The sequence below is a fragment of the Halothece sp. PCC 7418 genome, from assembly GCF_000317635.1.
Taxonomy (GTDB): Bacteria; Cyanobacteriota; Cyanobacteriia; order Cyanobacteriales; family Rubidibacteraceae; genus Halothece.
In genome coordinates, this window is sequence record NC_019779.1 from 978,663 (window position 1) to 998,020 (window position 19,358).

14 protein-coding genes are annotated in these 19,358 nt (G+C 43.6%); 6 read left to right on the forward strand and 8 right to left on the reverse strand.

Annotation, left to right across the window (positions count from 1 at the left end):
- Positions 1–11 precede the first annotated feature (11 nt).
- On the reverse strand, positions 12–1,010 hold the full coding sequence (locus tag PCC7418_RS04540) for a zinc-dependent alcohol dehydrogenase family protein (protein ID WP_015224993.1): 999 nt from the start codon (positions 1,008–1,010) through the stop codon (positions 12–14).
- A gap of 47 nt (positions 1,011–1,057) precedes the next feature.
- Between PCC7418_RS04540 and PCC7418_RS04545 the strand changes: the two genes are divergently transcribed.
- Both PCC7418_RS04545 and PCC7418_RS04550 read left to right on the forward strand, forming a co-directional pair.
- Complete coding sequence (locus tag PCC7418_RS04545) at positions 1,058–1,684, forward strand: alpha/beta fold hydrolase (protein ID WP_015224994.1); 627 nt, start codon at positions 1,058–1,060, stop codon at positions 1,682–1,684.
- Between the two features lie 249 nt (positions 1,685–1,933).
- Positions 1,934–2,353 carry a CAAD domain-containing protein gene (locus PCC7418_RS04550; RefSeq protein WP_015224995.1) on the forward strand — a complete coding sequence of 140 codons (420 nt, stop codon included), beginning with the start codon at positions 1,934–1,936 and terminating at the stop codon, positions 2,351–2,353.
- Positions 2,354–2,450: 97 nt separating this feature from the next.
- Here the strand turns inward: PCC7418_RS04550 and PCC7418_RS04555 are convergent, their stop codons facing one another.
- Entirely contained in the window at positions 2,451–3,026 is a 576-nt protein-coding gene (locus PCC7418_RS04555; RefSeq protein WP_015224996.1) for a ferredoxin, read from the reverse strand.
- Positions 3,027–3,218: 192 nt separating this feature from the next.
- Between PCC7418_RS04555 and PCC7418_RS04560 the strand changes: the two genes are divergently transcribed.
- Positions 3,219–5,435, forward strand: coding sequence for an ATP-binding protein (locus PCC7418_RS04560; RefSeq protein ID WP_015224997.1), 2,217 nt, complete (start codon positions 3,219–3,221; stop codon positions 5,433–5,435).
- Here PCC7418_RS04560 and PCC7418_RS04565 read toward each other — a convergent pair.
- The 6 genes from PCC7418_RS04565 to PCC7418_RS04590 form a co-directional block, all read right to left on the reverse strand.
- A complete protein-coding gene (locus PCC7418_RS04565) occupies positions 5,432–6,466 on the reverse strand; it encodes a hypothetical protein (protein WP_015224998.1) in 1,035 nt (344 codons plus the stop codon). The genes PCC7418_RS04560 and PCC7418_RS04565 overlap by 4 nt on opposite strands.
- Positions 6,467–6,636: 170 nt before the next feature.
- A complete protein-coding gene (locus PCC7418_RS19270) occupies positions 6,637–7,908 on the reverse strand; it encodes a hypothetical protein (protein ID WP_015224999.1) in 1,272 nt (423 codons plus the stop codon).
- Positions 7,909–8,397: 489 nt separating this feature from the next.
- Complete coding sequence (locus tag PCC7418_RS04575; RefSeq protein ID WP_015225000.1) at positions 8,398–9,669, reverse strand: pitrilysin family protein; 1,272 nt, start codon at positions 9,667–9,669, stop codon at positions 8,398–8,400.
- Positions 9,670–11,010, reverse strand: a complete 1,341-nt coding sequence (locus PCC7418_RS04580; protein ID WP_015225001.1) for a Mur ligase family protein — start codon at positions 11,008–11,010, stop codon at positions 9,670–9,672. It lies immediately after the preceding gene.
- 30 nt (positions 11,011–11,040) lie between these two features.
- The gene (locus tag PCC7418_RS04585) at positions 11,041–11,607 is read right to left on the reverse strand and encodes a DEP domain-containing protein (RefSeq protein WP_015225002.1); all 567 of its coding nucleotides are present in this window, start codon (positions 11,605–11,607) and stop codon (positions 11,041–11,043) included.
- A gap of 238 nt (positions 11,608–11,845) precedes the next feature.
- Positions 11,846–14,005, reverse strand: a complete 2,160-nt coding sequence (locus PCC7418_RS04590; protein WP_015225003.1) for a polyribonucleotide nucleotidyltransferase — start codon at positions 14,003–14,005, stop codon at positions 11,846–11,848.
- Positions 14,006–14,289: 284 nt separating this feature from the next.
- On the opposite strand from PCC7418_RS04590, the gene PCC7418_RS04595 reads away from it, so the two are divergent.
- The 3 genes from PCC7418_RS04595 (at position 14,290) to aroA (ending at position 19,295) form a co-directional block, all read left to right on the forward strand.
- Complete coding sequence (locus tag PCC7418_RS04595) at positions 14,290–17,328, forward strand: DEAD/DEAH box helicase (protein ID WP_015225004.1); 3,039 nt, start codon at positions 14,290–14,292, stop codon at positions 17,326–17,328.
- Positions 17,329–17,393: 65 nt separating this feature from the next.
- Positions 17,394–17,858 (forward strand): phosphate-starvation-inducible PsiE family protein, encoded by a 465-nt coding sequence (locus tag PCC7418_RS04600; RefSeq protein ID WP_015225005.1) that lies wholly within the window; start codon positions 17,394–17,396, stop codon positions 17,856–17,858.
- Positions 17,859–17,948: 90 nt separating this feature from the next.
- Positions 17,949–19,295, forward strand: a complete 1,347-nt coding sequence (gene aroA, locus PCC7418_RS04605; protein ID WP_015225006.1) for a 3-phosphoshikimate 1-carboxyvinyltransferase — start codon at positions 17,949–17,951, stop codon at positions 19,293–19,295.
- Positions 19,296–19,358 lie beyond the last annotated feature (63 nt).

Genomic DNA, 19,358 nt, shown 5'->3' on the forward strand with positions numbered 1-19,358 from the left:
TGACTAATGACTTAATCCATAACCAATGCTAATTTTCCAATCATTCCCCCAGCTTCTAAAGTTTGATGGGCTTCTGCTGCTTTTTCTAAGGGAAAGGTTTGATTGAGATGGATTTTTAATCCCCCTTGATCAATTAAACGAGAACATTGTTCGAGGATTTTAGTTTGCGCTAATTGTGCTTCTAAATGATTCGTTAATTGGGGCGTTAACATTAATTCTAAACCGATGCGAAGATTGCGCGATCGCGCTTCTTTCCAATTCGTATTTTCAGCAGGACTTAAAATTGTCACCACATCCCCATAAAGTTGCACCGCAGGAAAGGTTTTCTCTAAATTCTCCCCACCAACGGTATCAAAAGCCAGTTCAACGCCTTCGCCATTAGTCCAGTCATTCACTGCATCCACAAAATCCGTTGCTTTGTAATCAATGGGAGTTGCCCCCAATCCCTTGACAAATTCCGCTTTTTGTGTTCCACTTACTGTCGTGCAAACGTCTGCCCCTTTCAATTTTGCCAGTTGAATCGCCACATGACCGACACCCCCTGCACCCGCATGAACTAACACTCGTCTTCCCGCTTCTAAGCGTCCGCGATCATACAAGGCTTCCCAAGCAGTAATTAAAACCAACGGTGCAGCAGCAGCTTCTGCAAAAGAAAGAGACTGGGGTTTCCTTGCAACAAACCGTTCATCCACCACGGCATATTCAGCATAGTTTCCTGTGCCTTTTTTCCCCAGTCCACCATTGCAAAAATAGACTTCATCCCCCACTTGAAAACGGGTGACTTCATTTCCCACTGCTTCCACCACACCTGCACCGTCACACCCTAAAATTGCTGGAATCTGTTCAGGATAAAACGTTCCCCGACGGCGTAACTTTGTATCAATGGGATTAATGCCAGCAGCACGCAAACGGATTAAAATTTCTTGGGGAGCATTAATCTTGGGACTGATGACATCTTGGGGTTGTAATACAGTTGGTGTCCCATTGGTTGTCATCGCGATCGCTCTCATCTCTTTTTCCTTTAAAATTAGTCTCCAACCTTATATTCTATCTCGATGTGACAAATCAAACCCCCAATTATCTTCTTTTTGCCCAACATGGCTGGGCGGATACTTCGGTTACAATGCGGACTTTAGCCAATCGTTTACAGTTAACGAATACTGTTGTCATAACCCCCAATTTAGGGTTTTATCGAACGTGGTGGCGGATGACTCCTTTAATTCAAAAAGTGAGCGCGATCGCGCAAGAATATTTTGATAATTTTCCCACTGTTCCCATCAGAATTATTGGTCATTCTATGGGAGGATTAATCTGGTTAGAAATCTTAAATCAACATCCCCATTGGTGGGAAAGAGTCGAAAGTTTAGTCCTCATTGCCTCTCCCATTCAAGGGGCAGAACTCGCCCGAATAATTGACCCCTTTCGCTTAGGAATTGGTGTAGCAAAAGAATTAGCAATGAACCGAAAAAATCTTGCTGAAACTATTGCCCAAGACATCCCAACTTTAAGTATTGCGAGTAATTATTTTCTCGGAACAGATGGAACAATTTCTATCCGTTCTACTCAATTTCAATATGCGAAATGGGTTTGTGTATCTGGGGTTTCCCATGCCGATCTGAGAATTGCACCACAAGTGATTGCGAGCATTCGCCAATTTTGGACCCTTGACTCTAAAATAGTATAAGAAGCAATGTTTATTAGGTTTACAAAAGTTCACAGAAGCAGCAAAGAGTTTTGCTTTCGATCCACTTGGGAAGAAGTCGTCTATTTCCCCAATAATGAAGACCCAAAACATTGAATTAAGGATGAACTGTAAATTTCAGTGGTTCTGTATTTTTCTGATAAGATCAGCAAAAGAAAGGCAATCATTTCTCATCGATTGTCTTATTTAGTCATGAGATCTTTAGTCTAAAAAAAGAAGGAATTGTTAATTATGGAATCAACCACAGAAAACAAGGAAAAACAAGCACAAACAGAAATTAGCACCGAAACGGCAGGAGAACTTGCCCCAGCCGATGGTCAACCCCAATGGCAACAACAAATCCAGCCCGTTGTTGATGTGATCTCCAAACTTCCCAACTATCTCGGACAGTTTTTTGCCGACTATCAGCAGCCTCTCCTCGTTATTCTACTCTTCATTGCTGCTTTTATCACCGTAAAAGTCACCTTTGCTGTTCTCGGTGCAATCAATGGCATCCCTTTATTATCTCCGATTTTTGAATTAGTTGGACTCGGCTACACGGGCTGGTTTATCTATCGCTATCTGTTACGGGCTTCGACTCGCGAGGAACTCACTTCTGAGTTCAATACCCTGAAAGGACAAGTCCTCGGGAATAACTCCCAAAAGTCTTAATTTTAGACGACAATAAACAGAAGTTCCCCCAGCAAGCACTGACAACGAGTGGCTGTTAGGGGAATTTTTTCTTGGGCAATCAGTTGCAATTAATCAATTAGCTGGCATATTGTTGAGCAATTAATTGAGGGACTTCTTCGGGTTTTAAGCCAAGGTGACGGGATTTGTTGGCTTGCATAACTAAACAAGGGCCTTTCTTGCATTTTCCCATACAACCCGTTGCTTTGACGTTCACGCGATCGCGCAGTTGATGCTTTTCCACGGCTTCCATTGCTGCTTGATAAACGGCTTTCCCACCCCGCTTACAGCAAGAAGACTTTTGACACACCAGAATATTCTCTTTTTTCGATTTCGCAGATTTTTTCGCAACTGTTGCTTGATGACAGGGCGTTTGTGCTGCGGTTACCGCTTGTGATTCAATGTGATCAATTTTCCGTTTGCGAGTCCCTTTTTTCGGTTTATAGGTTTCTTTCCCCGAAAGCATCAGCCAACTTCCCACAGGAAACTGGTTTTCAATAAACAGAGGACGGACTGCCTTACTCAATTTTAACAGTTGTTCTCCCGATGCAGTCGCAATGCGGATATATTTTGGTTTTAAGGGGGATTTACCGAGAGTTTCTAGAAACCGTCCCTCTAAGGCAAAGGTTGTCACTTGCTTTTTACTTTTTTTCACTTGCTTTCTCCCAACGCAACAGTGCAAATAATTCTCAACTTGTTATGTCTAGGATGACAAAAAAGAGAAAATATTGCAACAACATAGATCAAGTTCACGATTCCGTCTCTCGACTTAAGACAGGGGAAATTACCCTTGATAAGATTGAAGAATTAGCCTTAAATGAGATCAGTCTATTGGTTCGAGTTAAGAATGTCATCAGAATCGCTGGAGTCGGATTTAAAGGAATTACAAGAGCAACAAGCGTTAATCTTAGAACAAATTGACCGCGCGATCGCGCTATTTGACAGCAGCGATCACATCATTAACTACAACCAATCCTTTTTAGTTTTGGGAGGCTTTTCCCCCGATTGGCTGGCACAACAGCCCTATGGTGAGAAAGTTTTAGATACTCTAGCCAGTCATGGCAAATGGTCAAACGGACAGCGACAAATTCTGGATGACATTATTCAAAAAGCTGATTCTAATCCCACCTCTTGTACCATTGAGCAAAGCTCTGGAGAAAGTTTACATTTTCTCGTCACAGCAACCTCTAATGGGGGATACCTCCTCAATATCCGCCGATTGAATGTCACGTTAGACTCCCAAGATATTGTCAATCGTGAATTAAGACGGCTCACCTTTCTGCTCGGATTGACCGAACGCTTGCAACCCGCTACTGATATTGAAGAAATTGGTCAATTTGCCCTCTCTTATCTCATTGAAACCACTAACGCTGCATTTGGAGACGTGAAAGTCATCACTGGGGAAGGGGAAAATCGTCAAGCAGGGCTTTTAGTCAATGAAATTACATCAGAATTTATTGCCACCTATGGCGATGCGATTCCAGAAATGGAAGCCCAAATGAAAGAAGGGATTCCTTATGGAGAAGGATTATTATGGCAAGTCGTAGAAACTGGAAAGCCCTTTTTTGTTCAAGATTATGCCAATCACCCCCAAGCCGTTAACGCCTTTCGCAATCCTGGTATCGGACAACTCGGAATTTTCCCCATTCCCGCACATAGTGGCGACATTATTGGCGTTTTAACCTTAGAATCTCGCTCAGAAAACCCCCTGCAAAGTCAGCTACAAGAAGATATGGTTTTGGCAGCCTGTCGCACCTTAGGGGTTGCGATCGAACGAGCGCAAGTGCAACAAAATCTCCGTCAAGCTAATGAAGATTTAGCCCAAGCCTCCCAAATGAAGTCAGAATTTTTGGCTTCTATGTCCCATGAGTTACGAACCCCTCTCAATAGTATTTTAGGGTTTGCAGACCTCTTAGAACGACAAAGAAAAGAACCCTTAAGCGATAATCAACTTAAACAAGTCAAAGCGATTAAACGCAGTGGGGAACACTTACTCCAACTGATTAATGATATTCTTGACCTTTCCAAAATTGAAGCTGGAAAAACAGAATTAGAGTTGCAACCTGTTGTTATTCATAGCCTCTGTAGCCAATGTTTACGGATGGTGCAACCTCGTGCTGATAAAAAACGGATTGCTTTATCCCTAGAGTTAGATTATCAGATTGAGCGGGCGCAGTTAGATGAACGACGAGTGCGACAAATTCTAATTAATTTGCTCTCCAATGCCATTAAATTCACCCCAGAAGAAGGTAAAGTTAAACTCAGTGGAAACCTGCGCTACGGTCGTCAGTTATTGCAAGAAGCGCGTCCAGATCGCAGCCCTGTTAATGACAGTACCCCCTATCTCTGTTTAGAAGTGTCAGACACAGGAATTGGCATTCCCAAAGAGAAACAAGGATTATTATTCCGCCCCTTTCAACAAGTGGATTCTTCTCTCACCCGTCGCCACGAAGGAACAGGGTTAGGATTGGCTTTAACCAAACGCTTAGCCGAGTTGCACGGTGGCACAGTTTCTGTAGAATCAGAAGAAAATGAGGGCAGTATTTTTCGAGTGTGGCTACCCTTAACAGAGTTACGAACGAAAAAACAAGATTCCCTATCAGAAGGGGCTACGGGGGAAGAAACCCCAGAAGTAATGAATCGTCAGTTGGGTCAAGATCAACCTGAGACAACCAACAGTCCACGAGTGTTAGTAGTAGAAGACCAACCGTTTAATCAGGCTTTGATTTGTCAAGTGTTGGAGTTGGAAGGTTATGCAGTGGAAGTGATTTATGATGGGCGCACCATGCAAGAATTAATTGCTGCGGAACTGCGATCGCGCGGTTTACTCCCCCATCTGATTTTACTCGATATTCAATTGCCTGAAGTGGATGGCTTTGAACTTTTAAAGCAACTGCGAAATACACCCTATTGGCAAGATGTTCCTGTAATTGCCATTACCGCGATGGCGATGCCAGGCGATCGCGATCGGTGTTTGAATGCAGGAGCAGATGACTATATTGCGAAACCCCTGCATTTAGAAACTGTCATTGAGAAAGTACAACAGTTAATTACAGAAGGTTAGAAGAGTTCCTGATCCTCAGTTTGCGAAATCGTGACTCCTTCCAAAGTCGTCTGAGTTATGTCGCCGTTAGCCTCTGCACTACCCATAATATCCGTGGTTGAATTGGGGGAACCAGAGGGAGGTGCGATGTCGCTTCCCTCGGCTAACAGTTCCTCATCGAGTTCATCGACAGCATTTGCCTCATTACTTTCGCTAATAATGGTAACAGCCCCTCCCACTAGGGTATTAATGCCAGTGGGAAGCGTCAAACCCAGAATTTCTTCAACAAAGGTATCAAAAGGATTATCAACTTCATCAATACCAATAACTGCATTACCTCCCGCTTCATAGGTAAAGCGATCTGCTTCATTAATATTAATGATTGTTCCATTGCTCAAGGTTAATTGGAGAGCATTAGCAGCGACAAGGGAAGATTGAATCTCAAGCCCTTCTACCAATTGAATACTGCTGTTGCCTTGAGTATCAGTAATCGTAATTTCTTCTGTCCCGTCTAGCACTGATGGGGAAATAATGTAAGTGTCCTCCCCAGCACCACCACCCACTAATTTCGGGCTAGCAGACTGAACAAGAATAAAGTCACCCTCGCTCGTTTCATCATCATTGAACGTGATCTCAGTAGGCAAAGGCAGTTCAACTTCTTCTCCATTCGTCTCTTCAACGGTCGTGGTTTGATCAAAAGAACTATCTTGATCAAAAGCATCATCTGTCCCATTGCGATTATCAGCTTCGGATTCACTCACACTGTTGACAGTATTATCTAAAGGGGTGATCTCCCCTGTATCAGAAGCACGTGAACTGTCGCTATCAATCTCCAATTGACTGGGTAATCCTTGGTTATTTTCAGGAGGCGACTGCATACCATCTTCATCCGTACTCTCCCGTAAGACCACTGACGCTTCCGATAATCCATCCTGAGAGATGTCGCTGTCGGTTGCTGTTGAGGCTTGCTCTAACAGTTCGTCAGATGATAAGCCTCCCATGGTTGAGATCGCATCAACGATTGGGGTCAGAGAATTAGGTGTAAATTCCATTACTACTTACTCCTTGATTAGTTGGAGGAAAACTAGGTTGAGCCTGATCGTTCCAGGAAATCAAAGTCTCAACACAGGCTGATCCTCACTGTAGCAAAATACTTAAGTAATAACTCTGAAGGCGATCACGATAATCTATAATACGTCTCAAGGAACAAAAAACTAACCAGTTAAATGATGGTTACAGAACCTCCTTCGAGAATTTCATCACCACTAGGCAAGTTAACGCCTAGGGTCTCTTGGACAAAGGTGCTAAAGTCATCATCTGGTTCATTAATCCCAGCAACAGCATTTCCTCCTGGTTCATAGCTAAAATCATCAGCACTATTAACATTGATCACTGCACCATTGGTTAAGTTCAATTGCAGAGCATTAGGGGCAACGAGAGAAGACTCAATCTCCAGTCCCTCTGTCAGTTGAATGCTATTACTGCCTTGAGTATCACTAATTGTAATCTCTTCCGTGCCATTGATAATAGGGTCGGAGATTATGTAAGTGTCATTATTAGAACCACCGCCAATCAGATCAGGGCTTGTGGGTTGTAGCAAAAAAAACTTTTCGCTAGGAGAACTGTCATTATCATCATCAATGAGCTCCCATCCTATATCATCGAGGGCAGCAAAGTCTAATGCAGTGGGCATTTGACGAGTGCCAATGGTAATGCTGGGATCCATCAACGTTTCTTGACCGTCCTCAGTTAAACCTTCTTCCCAATGGGCAAGATCGGCACTACCATTTAAGGGTGGGTTACCTGATTGATCGTATTCTCTAACTGCTTCTGTACCCGTAAAACTAAAAGTTGTATTATCGATTAAGTGCTCAAAGGACTGATTCCCCGTTGCAAAGCCCAGTAGGTGGAAGAATTCGTGAGCAACAACGGAACGAAAATCTGATTGATCATTTCCCAGATTGGCGACATCCTCTCCAAAGTACCAATTGGTGTCATTATCAAAACTAATTGCCCCTCCCCAGGTGCTAAAATCTGTGGCAGTGTTGCTCTCTCCAGTATCACCGGTTTCCCCACGAGTGGAAACTGTGTTGACAAATTCAGGGGTTCCGGTGGCACTAAACCCGCCAAAACCGCCTTCTCCTAAACGATTTCCCAGTTGCTGCCCTCCAACAAAGATCCGAAGCGTGTCAGCAGGAATAGTTGCATTAGCGAGATTAACTAGGTTACCAGTGCTCGGATCGGGGAAGGTCATTTCCCAAGTATTGTTCCCTGTTGGCGTAATGGGGTCAAGATCATCGCCAAGGCGAGCAACAATGCTATTGAGTGTGTCTTCTAGGGCTTCTCTCTTGAGTGGTGTATCAAAAAAGTTGTTGCTATCCAAGCTATAGTCCACATCGATCTTGATGGTGTTGGCAGCATTGGTCGTTAATGTATCTTGAAAGATTTGATTGGGGGCGATCACTTTGTGATCTTGATTGTCTAACAGTTTCATGACTGGTTTCCTCGCCACTGAAATTCTGAACACAAGACATAAATTAATCAGAGAGAATCATGCTTCCGACTTAGTATTGAACTTCAGCATTCCGAAGACCATTTTCTCCTGTGATTAAAAATACATCTAAATTATAACAAAGATAACGAGTCTCATTGCTATTGAATTCAGCGAGGGGATAAAAAGGTGAGTCGTCTAAGCAGATGAAAACAGGACTTAATAGAGGATTTAGCTTGATCTAGGTGGCAACAGTTGCTCAGAAAGGATTCAAAACTTTTTACTTTAGAAATGTCGTGGCATCACTTAGAGTAATGTTTTTAATGCTACAATTAGGGATTAAGTGATGGGGTGGATTTTCATCGGTCAAACACCCGAATGAATAGCACTATAGTCGTTCCCTCATGCCAAGGTTTCGGTGGAGGAACAAATCAATCATCCTCGCCTCGCTCACGTTAGGGTAAAAATAATGTTTACGACAACAAGCATGGTTTAAGTCAACTCAGAAGAACCGACCAAGGAAATATAAGGCGCGATCGCGAGATAGTTTTGGGCAACTGTTCGGATTTGTTCGCTACTGACTTCAGCAACACTTGCTTGGAAGAGATCGTCAAACTCCACCCCTTGATTTAAGGTTTCATACCAGCCAAATAACTGCGCTAACTGTCCGTTACTTTGTTTGGCGAGGGCGTATTGTCCAAGTAATTTATTCTTGCTGGCTTGTAACTCCTCGCTGGTCAATTCTACCTCACACAGTCGTTGCACTTCTTTCCGTAACCCATTTAAGGCAATCTCTACGTTTTCGGGGGCGGTTCCGATATAAGTGACAAAGTGAGACGTTTCTAACCGTGTTGGATAAAATGCGGAAACATCATAAGCAAGCCCTTGTTTTTCCCGTAGTTCCACAAAGAGACGAGAGGATAAGCCATTTCCGAGATAGGTATTAATTAATTTGAGAGTGGGATAGTGTTGATTCTGAATCGATGGTGTGAGATAGCCCAACATGATAATCGTTTGTTGGGTCTCTTGAGAAAGAGAGTTTTGAGAGGGGTTAGCATTCAGTTCAGGGAGAGAGGGCGTTAGTGGAGGCGTTGTCGGTTGTTTCCAATCTCGGAATACTTGCGAGACTTCTTTCACTGCTTGTTCGAGGGTAATACGACCCGCGAGACTAATCACTAATTGATCGGGGCGAAAATAAGATTGATGATACTGTTGGAGATCAGCACGGGTTAAGCCTGCAACTGTTTCTTCTGTTCCTAACACAGACACGCCATAAGGATGCTGCGGATACATTTGGGCGCGGAGTTGATTAAAAGCGAGGTTGAAAGGTTGCTCTTTTTGGGCGCGAATATTTTGCAGGGTGAGGGCTTGTTCCAGTTCAATTTCTGATTCAGGGAGACTCGGCGCACGGATAATCTCTCCTACCAATTGCAAAATTTCTGGGAAGTCTTGGGAAACTGTTTTTAGATTAATTGCAAAGTAGTCATTGGCACTTTCAGCATTTAAGCCCGCCCCAACCGATTCGATTTTTTCTGCGATTGCTGCTGCATTGAGTTCAGAAGTGCCTTTTGTCATCACTGTAGAGAGTAAATGAGAGACCCCCGCTTGCGAAAGGGCTTCAACTCGTGTTCCCGCATTTTTGAAAGAGAGTCGCCCAGCGATAATATCCGCAGTGGGGTTTTCAACAACAATGAGGGTAATTCCATTATCGAGGGTGGTGCGTTGTACAGTTTGACGGGTCGAATTAGGTTTTAAGGTTGGCATTTACTGAATCTTGCGTCCGGTTAACAGTTGTCGTACTTCTAACATAGCGGAGTAGGTGGGAAGAATGTGGAGGGTGTGTTGAGGCGGGGTGGCTTTTAAGGCGGTATCAACGGCTTGCTTGAGGTTTTCTTTAATGATGAGATTGAGGTTGGGATAGTTGAGGACTTTTTGACTGTATTGAATCCGTAGAGCCATATCATAAACGCGATCGCCGCTAATGACAATCGTTCCCCCTTGCGCTACTAATTTTTCAGTATCCACATCCCAAATCCATGAGACATCTGTGCCATCAGGGGCGCGATCGTTTAAGACCAGTAAGACGGTTTCGGCTTGACCTTGAGCTTTGATTTCATTAACGGTTCTAATGGTTTCATTCATCCCCACAGGGTTTTTGGATAATAAAATACGGACGGGTGTGCCTTTGATATTCAACTCCTCTGCACGTCCAAACGCAGCACGGAAGGTTTCAATTTTGTATTGGATCAGACTTTGAGAAATGTCTAAGGTTTGGGCGGTTAAGGCTGCAGCGAGGGTATTGTATTTGTTATAGACTCCCACTAAAATCTGTCCCCAGTCTTGACTGTTGATATCGAGTTTTACTTTAGTAAAATCGCAACTGGAACAGTGGTAATCTCCGAGATGAGACAGATAAACCCCTTGGTAATTTAAGGATGCACCACAAACGGGACAATAAATTGAATCAACGGCGTGGGGGATTTCTTCGAGATAGAGTTGCGGTTCATTCAGTCCGAAAAAGAGAACTGTTTGCGGGAGGCTTTGTCCGAGATGACAGAGGGTGGGATCATCGCCATTGAGAATCACGGTGGTTGATTGAGATAACCGCGCGATCGCGCTTTGCCATTTTTCGCTAATGGTATCCACTTCTCCATAGCGATCTAACTGATCTCGAAATAAGTTTAAGCCGAGAATAATTGTCGGGTCGCACTCTTTGAGTAACAGGGGAAAAATGTTTTCATCTACCTCTAAAATGGCATAGTCGGTGTTTAATCGTCCCAGTAAGTTGGTATCAGCGAGGAGGGCGGTGATTAAACCATTAATTAAGTTTGCTCCTGTTGCATTATGGGTCACTTTTGCCCCATTGCCCTCTAAAATGCTTCGTAACAGGAGAGAAGTGGTTGTTTTGCCATTTGTCCCGACAATGAGAATCATCCCTTCTCTGACTTGGCTACAGAGTAGGGGTAAGAGTCTAGGATGGAGACGGCGGGAAATTTCTCCAGGGAGAACACTTCCAGCGCCTAAACGTAATTTTTGAATCATAGCGGTCACAATTTTTGTAATCGCAACTGCTAAGCCTAAACGAGCGCGATCGAGCAGTTTCATATTGCTTGCAGAATCAAATGAGCAGTCGGTTTAAACCTGTGTCCCAAAATTATAGAGTGTATCTCCATCCTGAAATGATAGGGAGTTATTCGTGAGGGGAACAATCCAGTCTTCCTTCACTAACCGTTGTCCCAAGCGAATGGCATCAGCACGACTAATTTGCAATTCATATTCTAGCCAGTTAATTGCCTCTCGTGCCAAGAAACAGTCTCGAAATACCCGCAAGCCACGACGCTTTGTTTTAGTGGGAAGACCTAAGCGCATTTTCCCGACTAACTGTTTAAGATCAATACTGGAAATAAAATCCGAGAAATATTCACTCTCATCAGAAGCTAAACGAGTCACTTCTGAGCTTTCATACCAAAGGGTGAGCCGATCTGCCTCTTCAACAATTAAGATATAAACTTGTTCTTCATACTCGGTAAAGCGTTGCCGACTATATTCAATGGCGCGGTTTTTCTGACTAATGGGGAAAATCTCTCCCCGCAAAAAAAGTTTACCGTAATAAGCAATCCCCGGAATGACCTCTTGTTCACCCTTTTGATTTTGATGAGCGACTTGACAATAACGAACTTGATCGGCACTAAGCAATAACATTTTTCCACAGATAGAAACTCGTTAAGGGATTGGAAAAGCAGAGTAGTAGCATCGGCTCAACCCAGAAACTAAGTAATACTGAACTGATTATCTATTGTTATGGTGCAGGAATCAAGGGGGAAGCGAGGCAGCCATTAGATTAGCCTCACCCGTTTAGAGAGTCCTCCAACACAAACGCAAATGGTTGGTTGGAGATCATGACCACTCGCTCACCTCAACGTTTCAAACTCGATGATCTTTATTCTTCACTTTCTACAGCAGCCCGCGCAGCAGCAGCTTCATCAGGATGGATGTTTAAGCGGGTGAGATTTAAACGTCCTTTGTTGTCAATCTCTCGGACTTTGACAACCACTTCATCGCCGACAGCAACTTCGTCTTCCACTTTACCGACACGATATTCTGCGAGTTGAGAAATATGAATCATCCCCTCTTTCCCAGGCATTAATTCCACAAATGCACCAATGGGGATAATGCGGGTGACACGACCAAGACAGACATCGCCTTCACTGATTTTACGGGTGAGTCCTTTGATTTGATTCAACGCCGCGATCGCGCTGTCGCGATCCGAAGCAGAAATGGTCATCGCACCACTGTCTTCAATATCGACTTTCGCCCCCGTTTGTTCGGTAATATTCTTGATGGTTTTCCCCCCAGGTCCAATGACTAAACCAATGAGGTCTGGATCAATTTTGTAATTAATCAGATGGGGTGCAAATGGCGATAACTCAGCTTTGGGCTTATCAATAGTCGCCATCATTTTCTCTAAGATATGGATTCGCGCTGGAAGGGCTTGTTCAACGGCTTGGCGGACAACATCCAGACTTAAACCGGTGATTTTCATATCCATTTGCAAGGCGGTAATCCCGCTATCGGTTCCCGCAACCTTAAAGTCCATATCCCCCAAGAAATCTTCAATCCCTTGGATATCCGTTAAGACTCGGACTTGATCTCCTTCTTTGATTAAGCCCATTGCAGCCCCACTAACAGGCTTACTAATGGGAACGCCAGCATCCATCAAAGCGAGGGTTGAACCACAAACCGACCCCATAGAAGTTGAACCATTCGAGGATAATACCTCAGAGACTACCCGTAAGACATAGGGAAAATCTTCTTTTGAGGGGAGAACTGGTGTAATCGCCCGTTCTGCTAACGCCCCGTGACCGATTTCCCGTCGTCCTGGAGACCGCAGAGGCTTAGTTTCTCCGACGGAATAGGGCGGAAAATTGTAATGGTGGAGATAGCGTTTTTCTTCGTTGGGGTGTAGTTCATCCGCTAAATCTTGAGCATCGCCTGGTGTTCCTAACGTCGCCAAGGAAAGCACTTGGGTTAAACCGCGACGGAATAAACCACTACCATGAACTCGTGGCGGGAGAATACTGACATCGCAACTGACTGGGCGCACTTCATCCAGTTTTCGTCCATCGACGCGCACGCCATCTTCAATGATTTGACCTCGCATTAAGCTGCGGGTGACTTCCTTAAAGACCTTACTAATCGCTTTGGGATCTTCAGCCACCATGACTTGTAAGGGGTCATCTTCTGGTAACTGCGCGATCGCGCTTTCAATTTCATTTTCCTTAATCTCATCTAGCAGATCATCTCGTCCTTTTTTATCGAGATCAAATCGTTGCAACACCTTTTTAATCGGTTCCGTGGCTTTCGATTTAATAAAATCTTCCAATTTCGGATCGACTTTTGGGGGTTCTTCTGTGGCGATGGTAATCCCTTGGTCTTTCATTAACTGCTGTTGGGCCTCAATTAAATCCCGAACCGCTTCATAACCAAACTCAATCGCTTCAATGACATCCTGTTCAGGGAGTTGATTCGCCCCTGCTTCTACCATGACCACGCCTTCAGGTGTTCCTGCAACGACAAGATCTAAATCGCCATTATTAATCTCATCGTAAGTGGGGTTAATAATAAAGTCATCTCCGACTAAGCCAACCCGAACCGCAGCCATGGGGCCATAAAAGGGGATCTGGGCGCATATCACCGCGATCGAAGCTCCTGTTACCGCTAAGACATCAGGGGGAACTAACTCATCCATTGATAAGGTTGTCGCCACTACCTGAATATCATCTCGAATCCATTGGGGGAATAATGGACGTAACGGGCGGTCAATCAAACGGCTGGTTAACGTCACTTTTTCGGGTGGACGACCTTCTCGTCGTAAAAACCCTCCTGGAATGCGACCCGCAGCGTAGAGTCTTTCTTCGTAATCGACAATAAGCGGTAAGAAATCAACCCCTTCTCGTCCGCTACTGCGTGTCGCTGTGACTAATACAGATGTATCACCACATTCAATCAGGACTGATCCTCCTGCTTGTGGGGCAAACCGTCCAACTGTAAGCCGAATATCCCGACCATCAAAGGATATTGACTGTTGAAATTCCATCATTCTCGTCTCTTTTCCTTATTTGACTATAGCTATGCTCTTTCTCTGTGGCAATGCTAGCACTAAAGAATTTGTTATTTGTTATTTGTTCTTAGTTCTTTGTTCTTAGTTTTTGGTGGTAATCATTTCGAGCAACTAGTCGTAGGATGGGCAATGCCCACCCGATAAGATACTCTCCCTCATTTCGCGGTAAGGTAGAAAGACGAGTGAATATAGATGTCTTAAGGAAAGCGAGATCTCCTTAGGGCATCTATGTCGTTGTCGGGATATTCGAGAAAAGAGCAATAATGACGAAATTACAGGGAATTTGGCTATCTGAGGAACAAGTCTTTTTTATTTGGGGAGAAACCTGGCGCAGTTGTGCTGGCATCAAGAAAGATCATTTACCAACCGATCACCCCTTCATCCTAGAAGAAACGGAACTCAAAAGCGCGTTAACCCAACACCAAATTCCGACTCATGACCTGACAGACTACACTTCTCTTTTACTCTCTCTTCCCACACAAGAAATCAAAAAACAACAGCTTCTTCCGCTACTGTCTCAGCAAACACTCGCAACGACAGAAAAAGTATCTCTGCAAACTTGGCGGGTGTCTGGATACCGCCTTCCGATCAGAAGTCTTCTTTCTGTTTTAGCCACAACCACAGAAACAGGAAGTTTACAGTTTTGGTCGCATCTTTACCGTTGGAGTTGTCAGTTACTCGCGCGATCGAAATTTTTACCTGATTTACAAGTGCAAACCGGGGGAAAAGCGAGAACCGTTTGGCAACCCTTATTCGATGCACCCACCGATCAAGAGCGTTTACAGACTTTTGCCGAACAAATGCCCAAGAGTTGTTATGCTCACGATTTAGAAGCCTCTCCTCAAGCATTGATTGTGAGTTTGATTAGTGCTGTGATTGATTGCGAAATTCGTCGTTATTCTGCACAAACCTTTCCTCCTGTGACCACGCCCTTACTGAAACAGTGGTTTACCGCCCTTTCCAGTTCCGAATCCACGTTTTCCGTTGATGAACTGAGTTTACGCCGTCTTGAGAAAGCCCTACAACTTTGGATCGCCCCAGTTCAAGATTATTTAGGCGATCGCGCTTTAAAATCTCAAAATCCCTTCCGCCTCTGTTTTCGTCTCCTTCCTCCCGAAGATAAGGAAAATTGGTATTTAGAATACGGGTTACAAGCCCGTGATGATGAAACTTATTTCTTACCCGCAACCGCCATCTGGGAAACCGCAACCCCAGAACTGATTTATGAAGGAAGAACCGTTAAACAGCCCCAAGAAACCCTATTACAAGGATTAGGCTTAGCGTTACGCCTCTATCCGACGATTCACGAGAGTTTAAAACAAGCAACCCCCAAGGGGTCTTTGGTTGATCCCATTGCTGCTTATGAGTTTATTCGCGCTAGTGCATGGCGTTTATCAGAAAATGGCTTTGGCGTTATTCTCCCTCCTGGTTTAGCCCCCGGTAGTGGGGAACGGCGCTTAGGGGTGAAAATACAAGCCCAAGCCCCGAAAAAAGGACAAAAACTAGGCTTACAGAGTTTACTCAACTACAAGTGGGAATTAGCCGTTGATGACCAAACTCTTTCCCCAGAAGAGTTTCAACAGTTACTCGCCCAACAATCGCCGTTAGTGGAAGTCAACGGAAAATGGCTAGCCCTACAACCCAGTGATGTCAAAGCAGCACAAACCCTCCTCAAGGCGAGTGATGAACAAATGAATCTCTCTGTAGAAGATGCAGTGCGTCTCACCAGTGGCGAAACTCAAACGATGGGTAAGTTACCAATCGTTGATTTTGAAGCGAGTGGGGCGTTGCAGGAGTTAATTACTAACTTAAGTGGGAATCAGTCGCTGACACCCATTGAAACGCCTGCTGGCTTTCGTGGAAAATTACGTCCGTATCAGGCTCGTGGAGCAGGTTGGCTTGCGTTTTTGCAAAGATGGGGCTTAGGGGCGTGTCTCGCGGACGATATGGGGTTAGGAAAAACGATCCAGACGATCGCGCTGTTGCTTCATCTTAAAGAAAAAGAGGAACTGTCTGCACCTCTGTTGTTAGTTTGTCCCACATCTGTTTTAGGAAACTGGGAACGAGAAGTGCAACGCTTTTCTACTAATTGTTCCACGCTGATTCATTATGGCGAAAAGCGCAAACAAGGAAAACCCTTCGCCAAACAAGCCCAGAAATATGATTTAGTAATTACCAGCTATGCGTTAGCCCAACGCGATGCAACCACGCTCAAAAATGTTGCTTGGGAAGGGATTATTTTAGATGAAGCGCAAAATATTAAAAATCCCAAGGCGAAACAGTCCAAAGCGGTACGGGAGTTAGAGGCGAATTTTCGCATTGCGTTAACAGGAACTCCTCTGGAAAACCGCCTTGCTGAATTATGGTCAATTCTTGATTTTCTCAACCCAGGTTATTTAGGATCGCAACAATTTTTTCAACGGCGTTTTGCCACTCCCATTGAGAAATACGGCGATCGCGATTCTTTGCAAACCTTACGATCTCTAGTGCAACCGTTCATTTTACGACGGGTCAAAACAGACAAAGAAATTATTCAAGATTTACCCGAAAAACAAGAAATGAATGTCTATTGTGGGTTATCTGCGGAACAAGCAAAACTCTATCAAGAAGTTGTCGATCAAGCCCTTGCTGATATTGAAAAAGCAGAAGGTATTCAACGTCATGGTAAAATCTTGACACTGTTAATGAAACTCAAGCAGTTGTGTAATCATCCTGCTTTATTCAATAAAGAAAAGGTTTTAGATTCTGCACAACGATCGGGGAAATTATTGCGTTTAGTTGAAATGTTGGAAGAGTTGACTGCGGAAAATGATCGCGCTTTAATTTTTACTCAATTTGCAGAATGGGGAAAACTTTTACAAGCCTATCTGCAAAAACAATTTAATTGCGATATTCCCTTTTTATATGGCGCAACTCGCAAACAACAACGTCAAGAAATGGTGGATCGTTTTCAAAATGATCCTGATGCGCCACCGTTTTTTATTCTTTCTATTAAAGCGGGAGGAACAGGTTTAAACTTAACTCGCGCTAATCATGTCTTTCATATTGATCGCTGGTGGAATCCTGCGGTAGAAAATCAAGCCACGGATCGCGCCTTTCGGATTGGACAAAAACAAAATGTTCAAGTTCATAAATTTATTTCTACAGGGACATTAGAAGAACGAATCAATCAAATGATTGAAAGTAAAAAACAACTGGCTGAACAAACAGTGGATGCGGGTGAAGATTGGTTAACACAACTGGATACGGAACAGTTACGTGATTTAGTATTATTAGATCGCAAAGCTGTCATTGATGAATAGTTGCTTGTCGGTTGGTTTGGTGAACTCTTATTTTTGGTCTTTACTCTTAATAATTAGGAAAACTTATGAGAAAAGTGCGTAATTTCATCCGTTCGCTTGGGAAAATATGGGAAGAGGAAAAATTTTTAAGTATTACTGAATCCGTCGAAACATTTGTAGCAAAATTCCTCACGATCGCGCTGCTGATTGTGATTTTAGTTGCTATAGTTGATTTAGTTTTTGTCTTAAGTGATATTCTCTTTACTTCCCCTCCCTCTGGTTTTTTTAATCAAACCATTTTAGAAGTTTTTGGTTTGTTCTTAAATATTTTAATTGCATTAGAATTATTAGACAACATTACTGCTTATTTAAGAAAACATATTTTTCAAGTAGAATTAGTCATTGCAACGTCTCTCATTGCGGTGGCTCGTAAGATTATTATCTTTGATTTAAAGAAATATTCTAATACGGATTTAATTTCTCTAGCTGTAGCCATTTTTGCACTTTCTATTAGTTACTGGTTAGTGCGGAGACTGAATCGAAATAGTTAGGGTGATCTATTTAATTGAGAATATTAAGTCGATAATGATAAAATAAAGATTGTTTTTTAGACAATTAAACAAATAACGAATCACAAAAAAATGTCGAATTCAATTGTCACCACTGATCAAACCAAAAATCAAAAAACTTTAGTCATTGATCGTCCTCAGCAGGGAGTCACTTTACGAGGTAATGTGAAGATTCCAGGGGATAAGTCCATTTCTCATCGGGCGTTGATGTTTGGCGCGATCGCGCGGGGAGAAACTCGCATTCAGGGGTTATTATTAGGAGAAGATCCCCGCAGTACCGCCCATTGTTTACGTGCAATGGGAGCGAATATTTCTGAACTCAACTCGCAAGAAGTGATTGTGGAAGGAGTCGGCTTAGGTTACTTACAAGAACCAACAGAGGTCTTAGACGCGGGAAATTCAGGGACAACAGTGCGCTTGATGTTGGGTTTACTTGCGTCTCATGCAGATCGTTTTTTTGCGATTAGTGGAGATGAATCGCTGCGATCGCGCCCAATGTCGAGGGTGGTACAACCGCTATTGCAAATGGGGGCGCAAATTTGGGGTAGGCAAAATAATTCTCGCGCCCCCCTCGCCATTCAGGGACAATCCTTAAAAGGGATTGAATATTGTTCTCCCATTGCTTCCGCACAAGTGAAATCTTGTGTTCTCCTTGCTGGGTTAATGGCGCAAGGAAATACAACAGTGGTTGAACCTGCAATTTCTCGGGATCATAGTGAACGGATGCTCGCTGCCTTTGGGGCAAATGTCACAACAGACCCCGAAACCAAATCAGTTACCATTGCAGGACAACCGACCCTACAAGGACAAACGGTTATTGTTCCAGGAGATATCAGTTCTGCTGCTTTTTGGTTAGTGGCTGCACTCATTATTCCTGATTCGGAATTAGTGATTGAAAATGTTGGAATTAATCCCACTCGAACGGGGATTTTAGATGCCCTGCAACGAATGGAAGCAGATATTAGCATCGAGAAAAAAGAAATTGTTGCGGGGGAACCCGTTGCTAATTTACGAGTCCGATCTTGTCAGTTAAAAGGGGCAGAAATTGGAGGAAATTTAATTCCGCGCTTAATTGATGAAATTCCGATTTTAGCGGTAGCAGCCGTTTTTGCAAAGGGAAAAACCTTGATTCGGGATGCGGAAGAATTACGAGTGAAAGAAAGTGATCGCATTGCAGTAATGGCATCGCAACTGACTAAAATGGGAGCAGTTGTCACCGAACATCCCGACGGTTTAGAAATCCAAGGGGAAGGAACATTAACAGGAACGGATATTGAAGCCCATAATGATCATCGGATTGCTATGAGTTTCGCGATCGCTGCTTTAAATGCAAAAGGCAAAACTACCATTCATGGGGCGCAAGCAGTAGATATTTCTTACCCCGATTTTACAGAAACGTTACAAGATATCTGTCAGTGACCAGTAGCTAACTTAATCTTAACTTTGGTAGAAATTCCACTTATAATAATTAAGGTAGTGGTG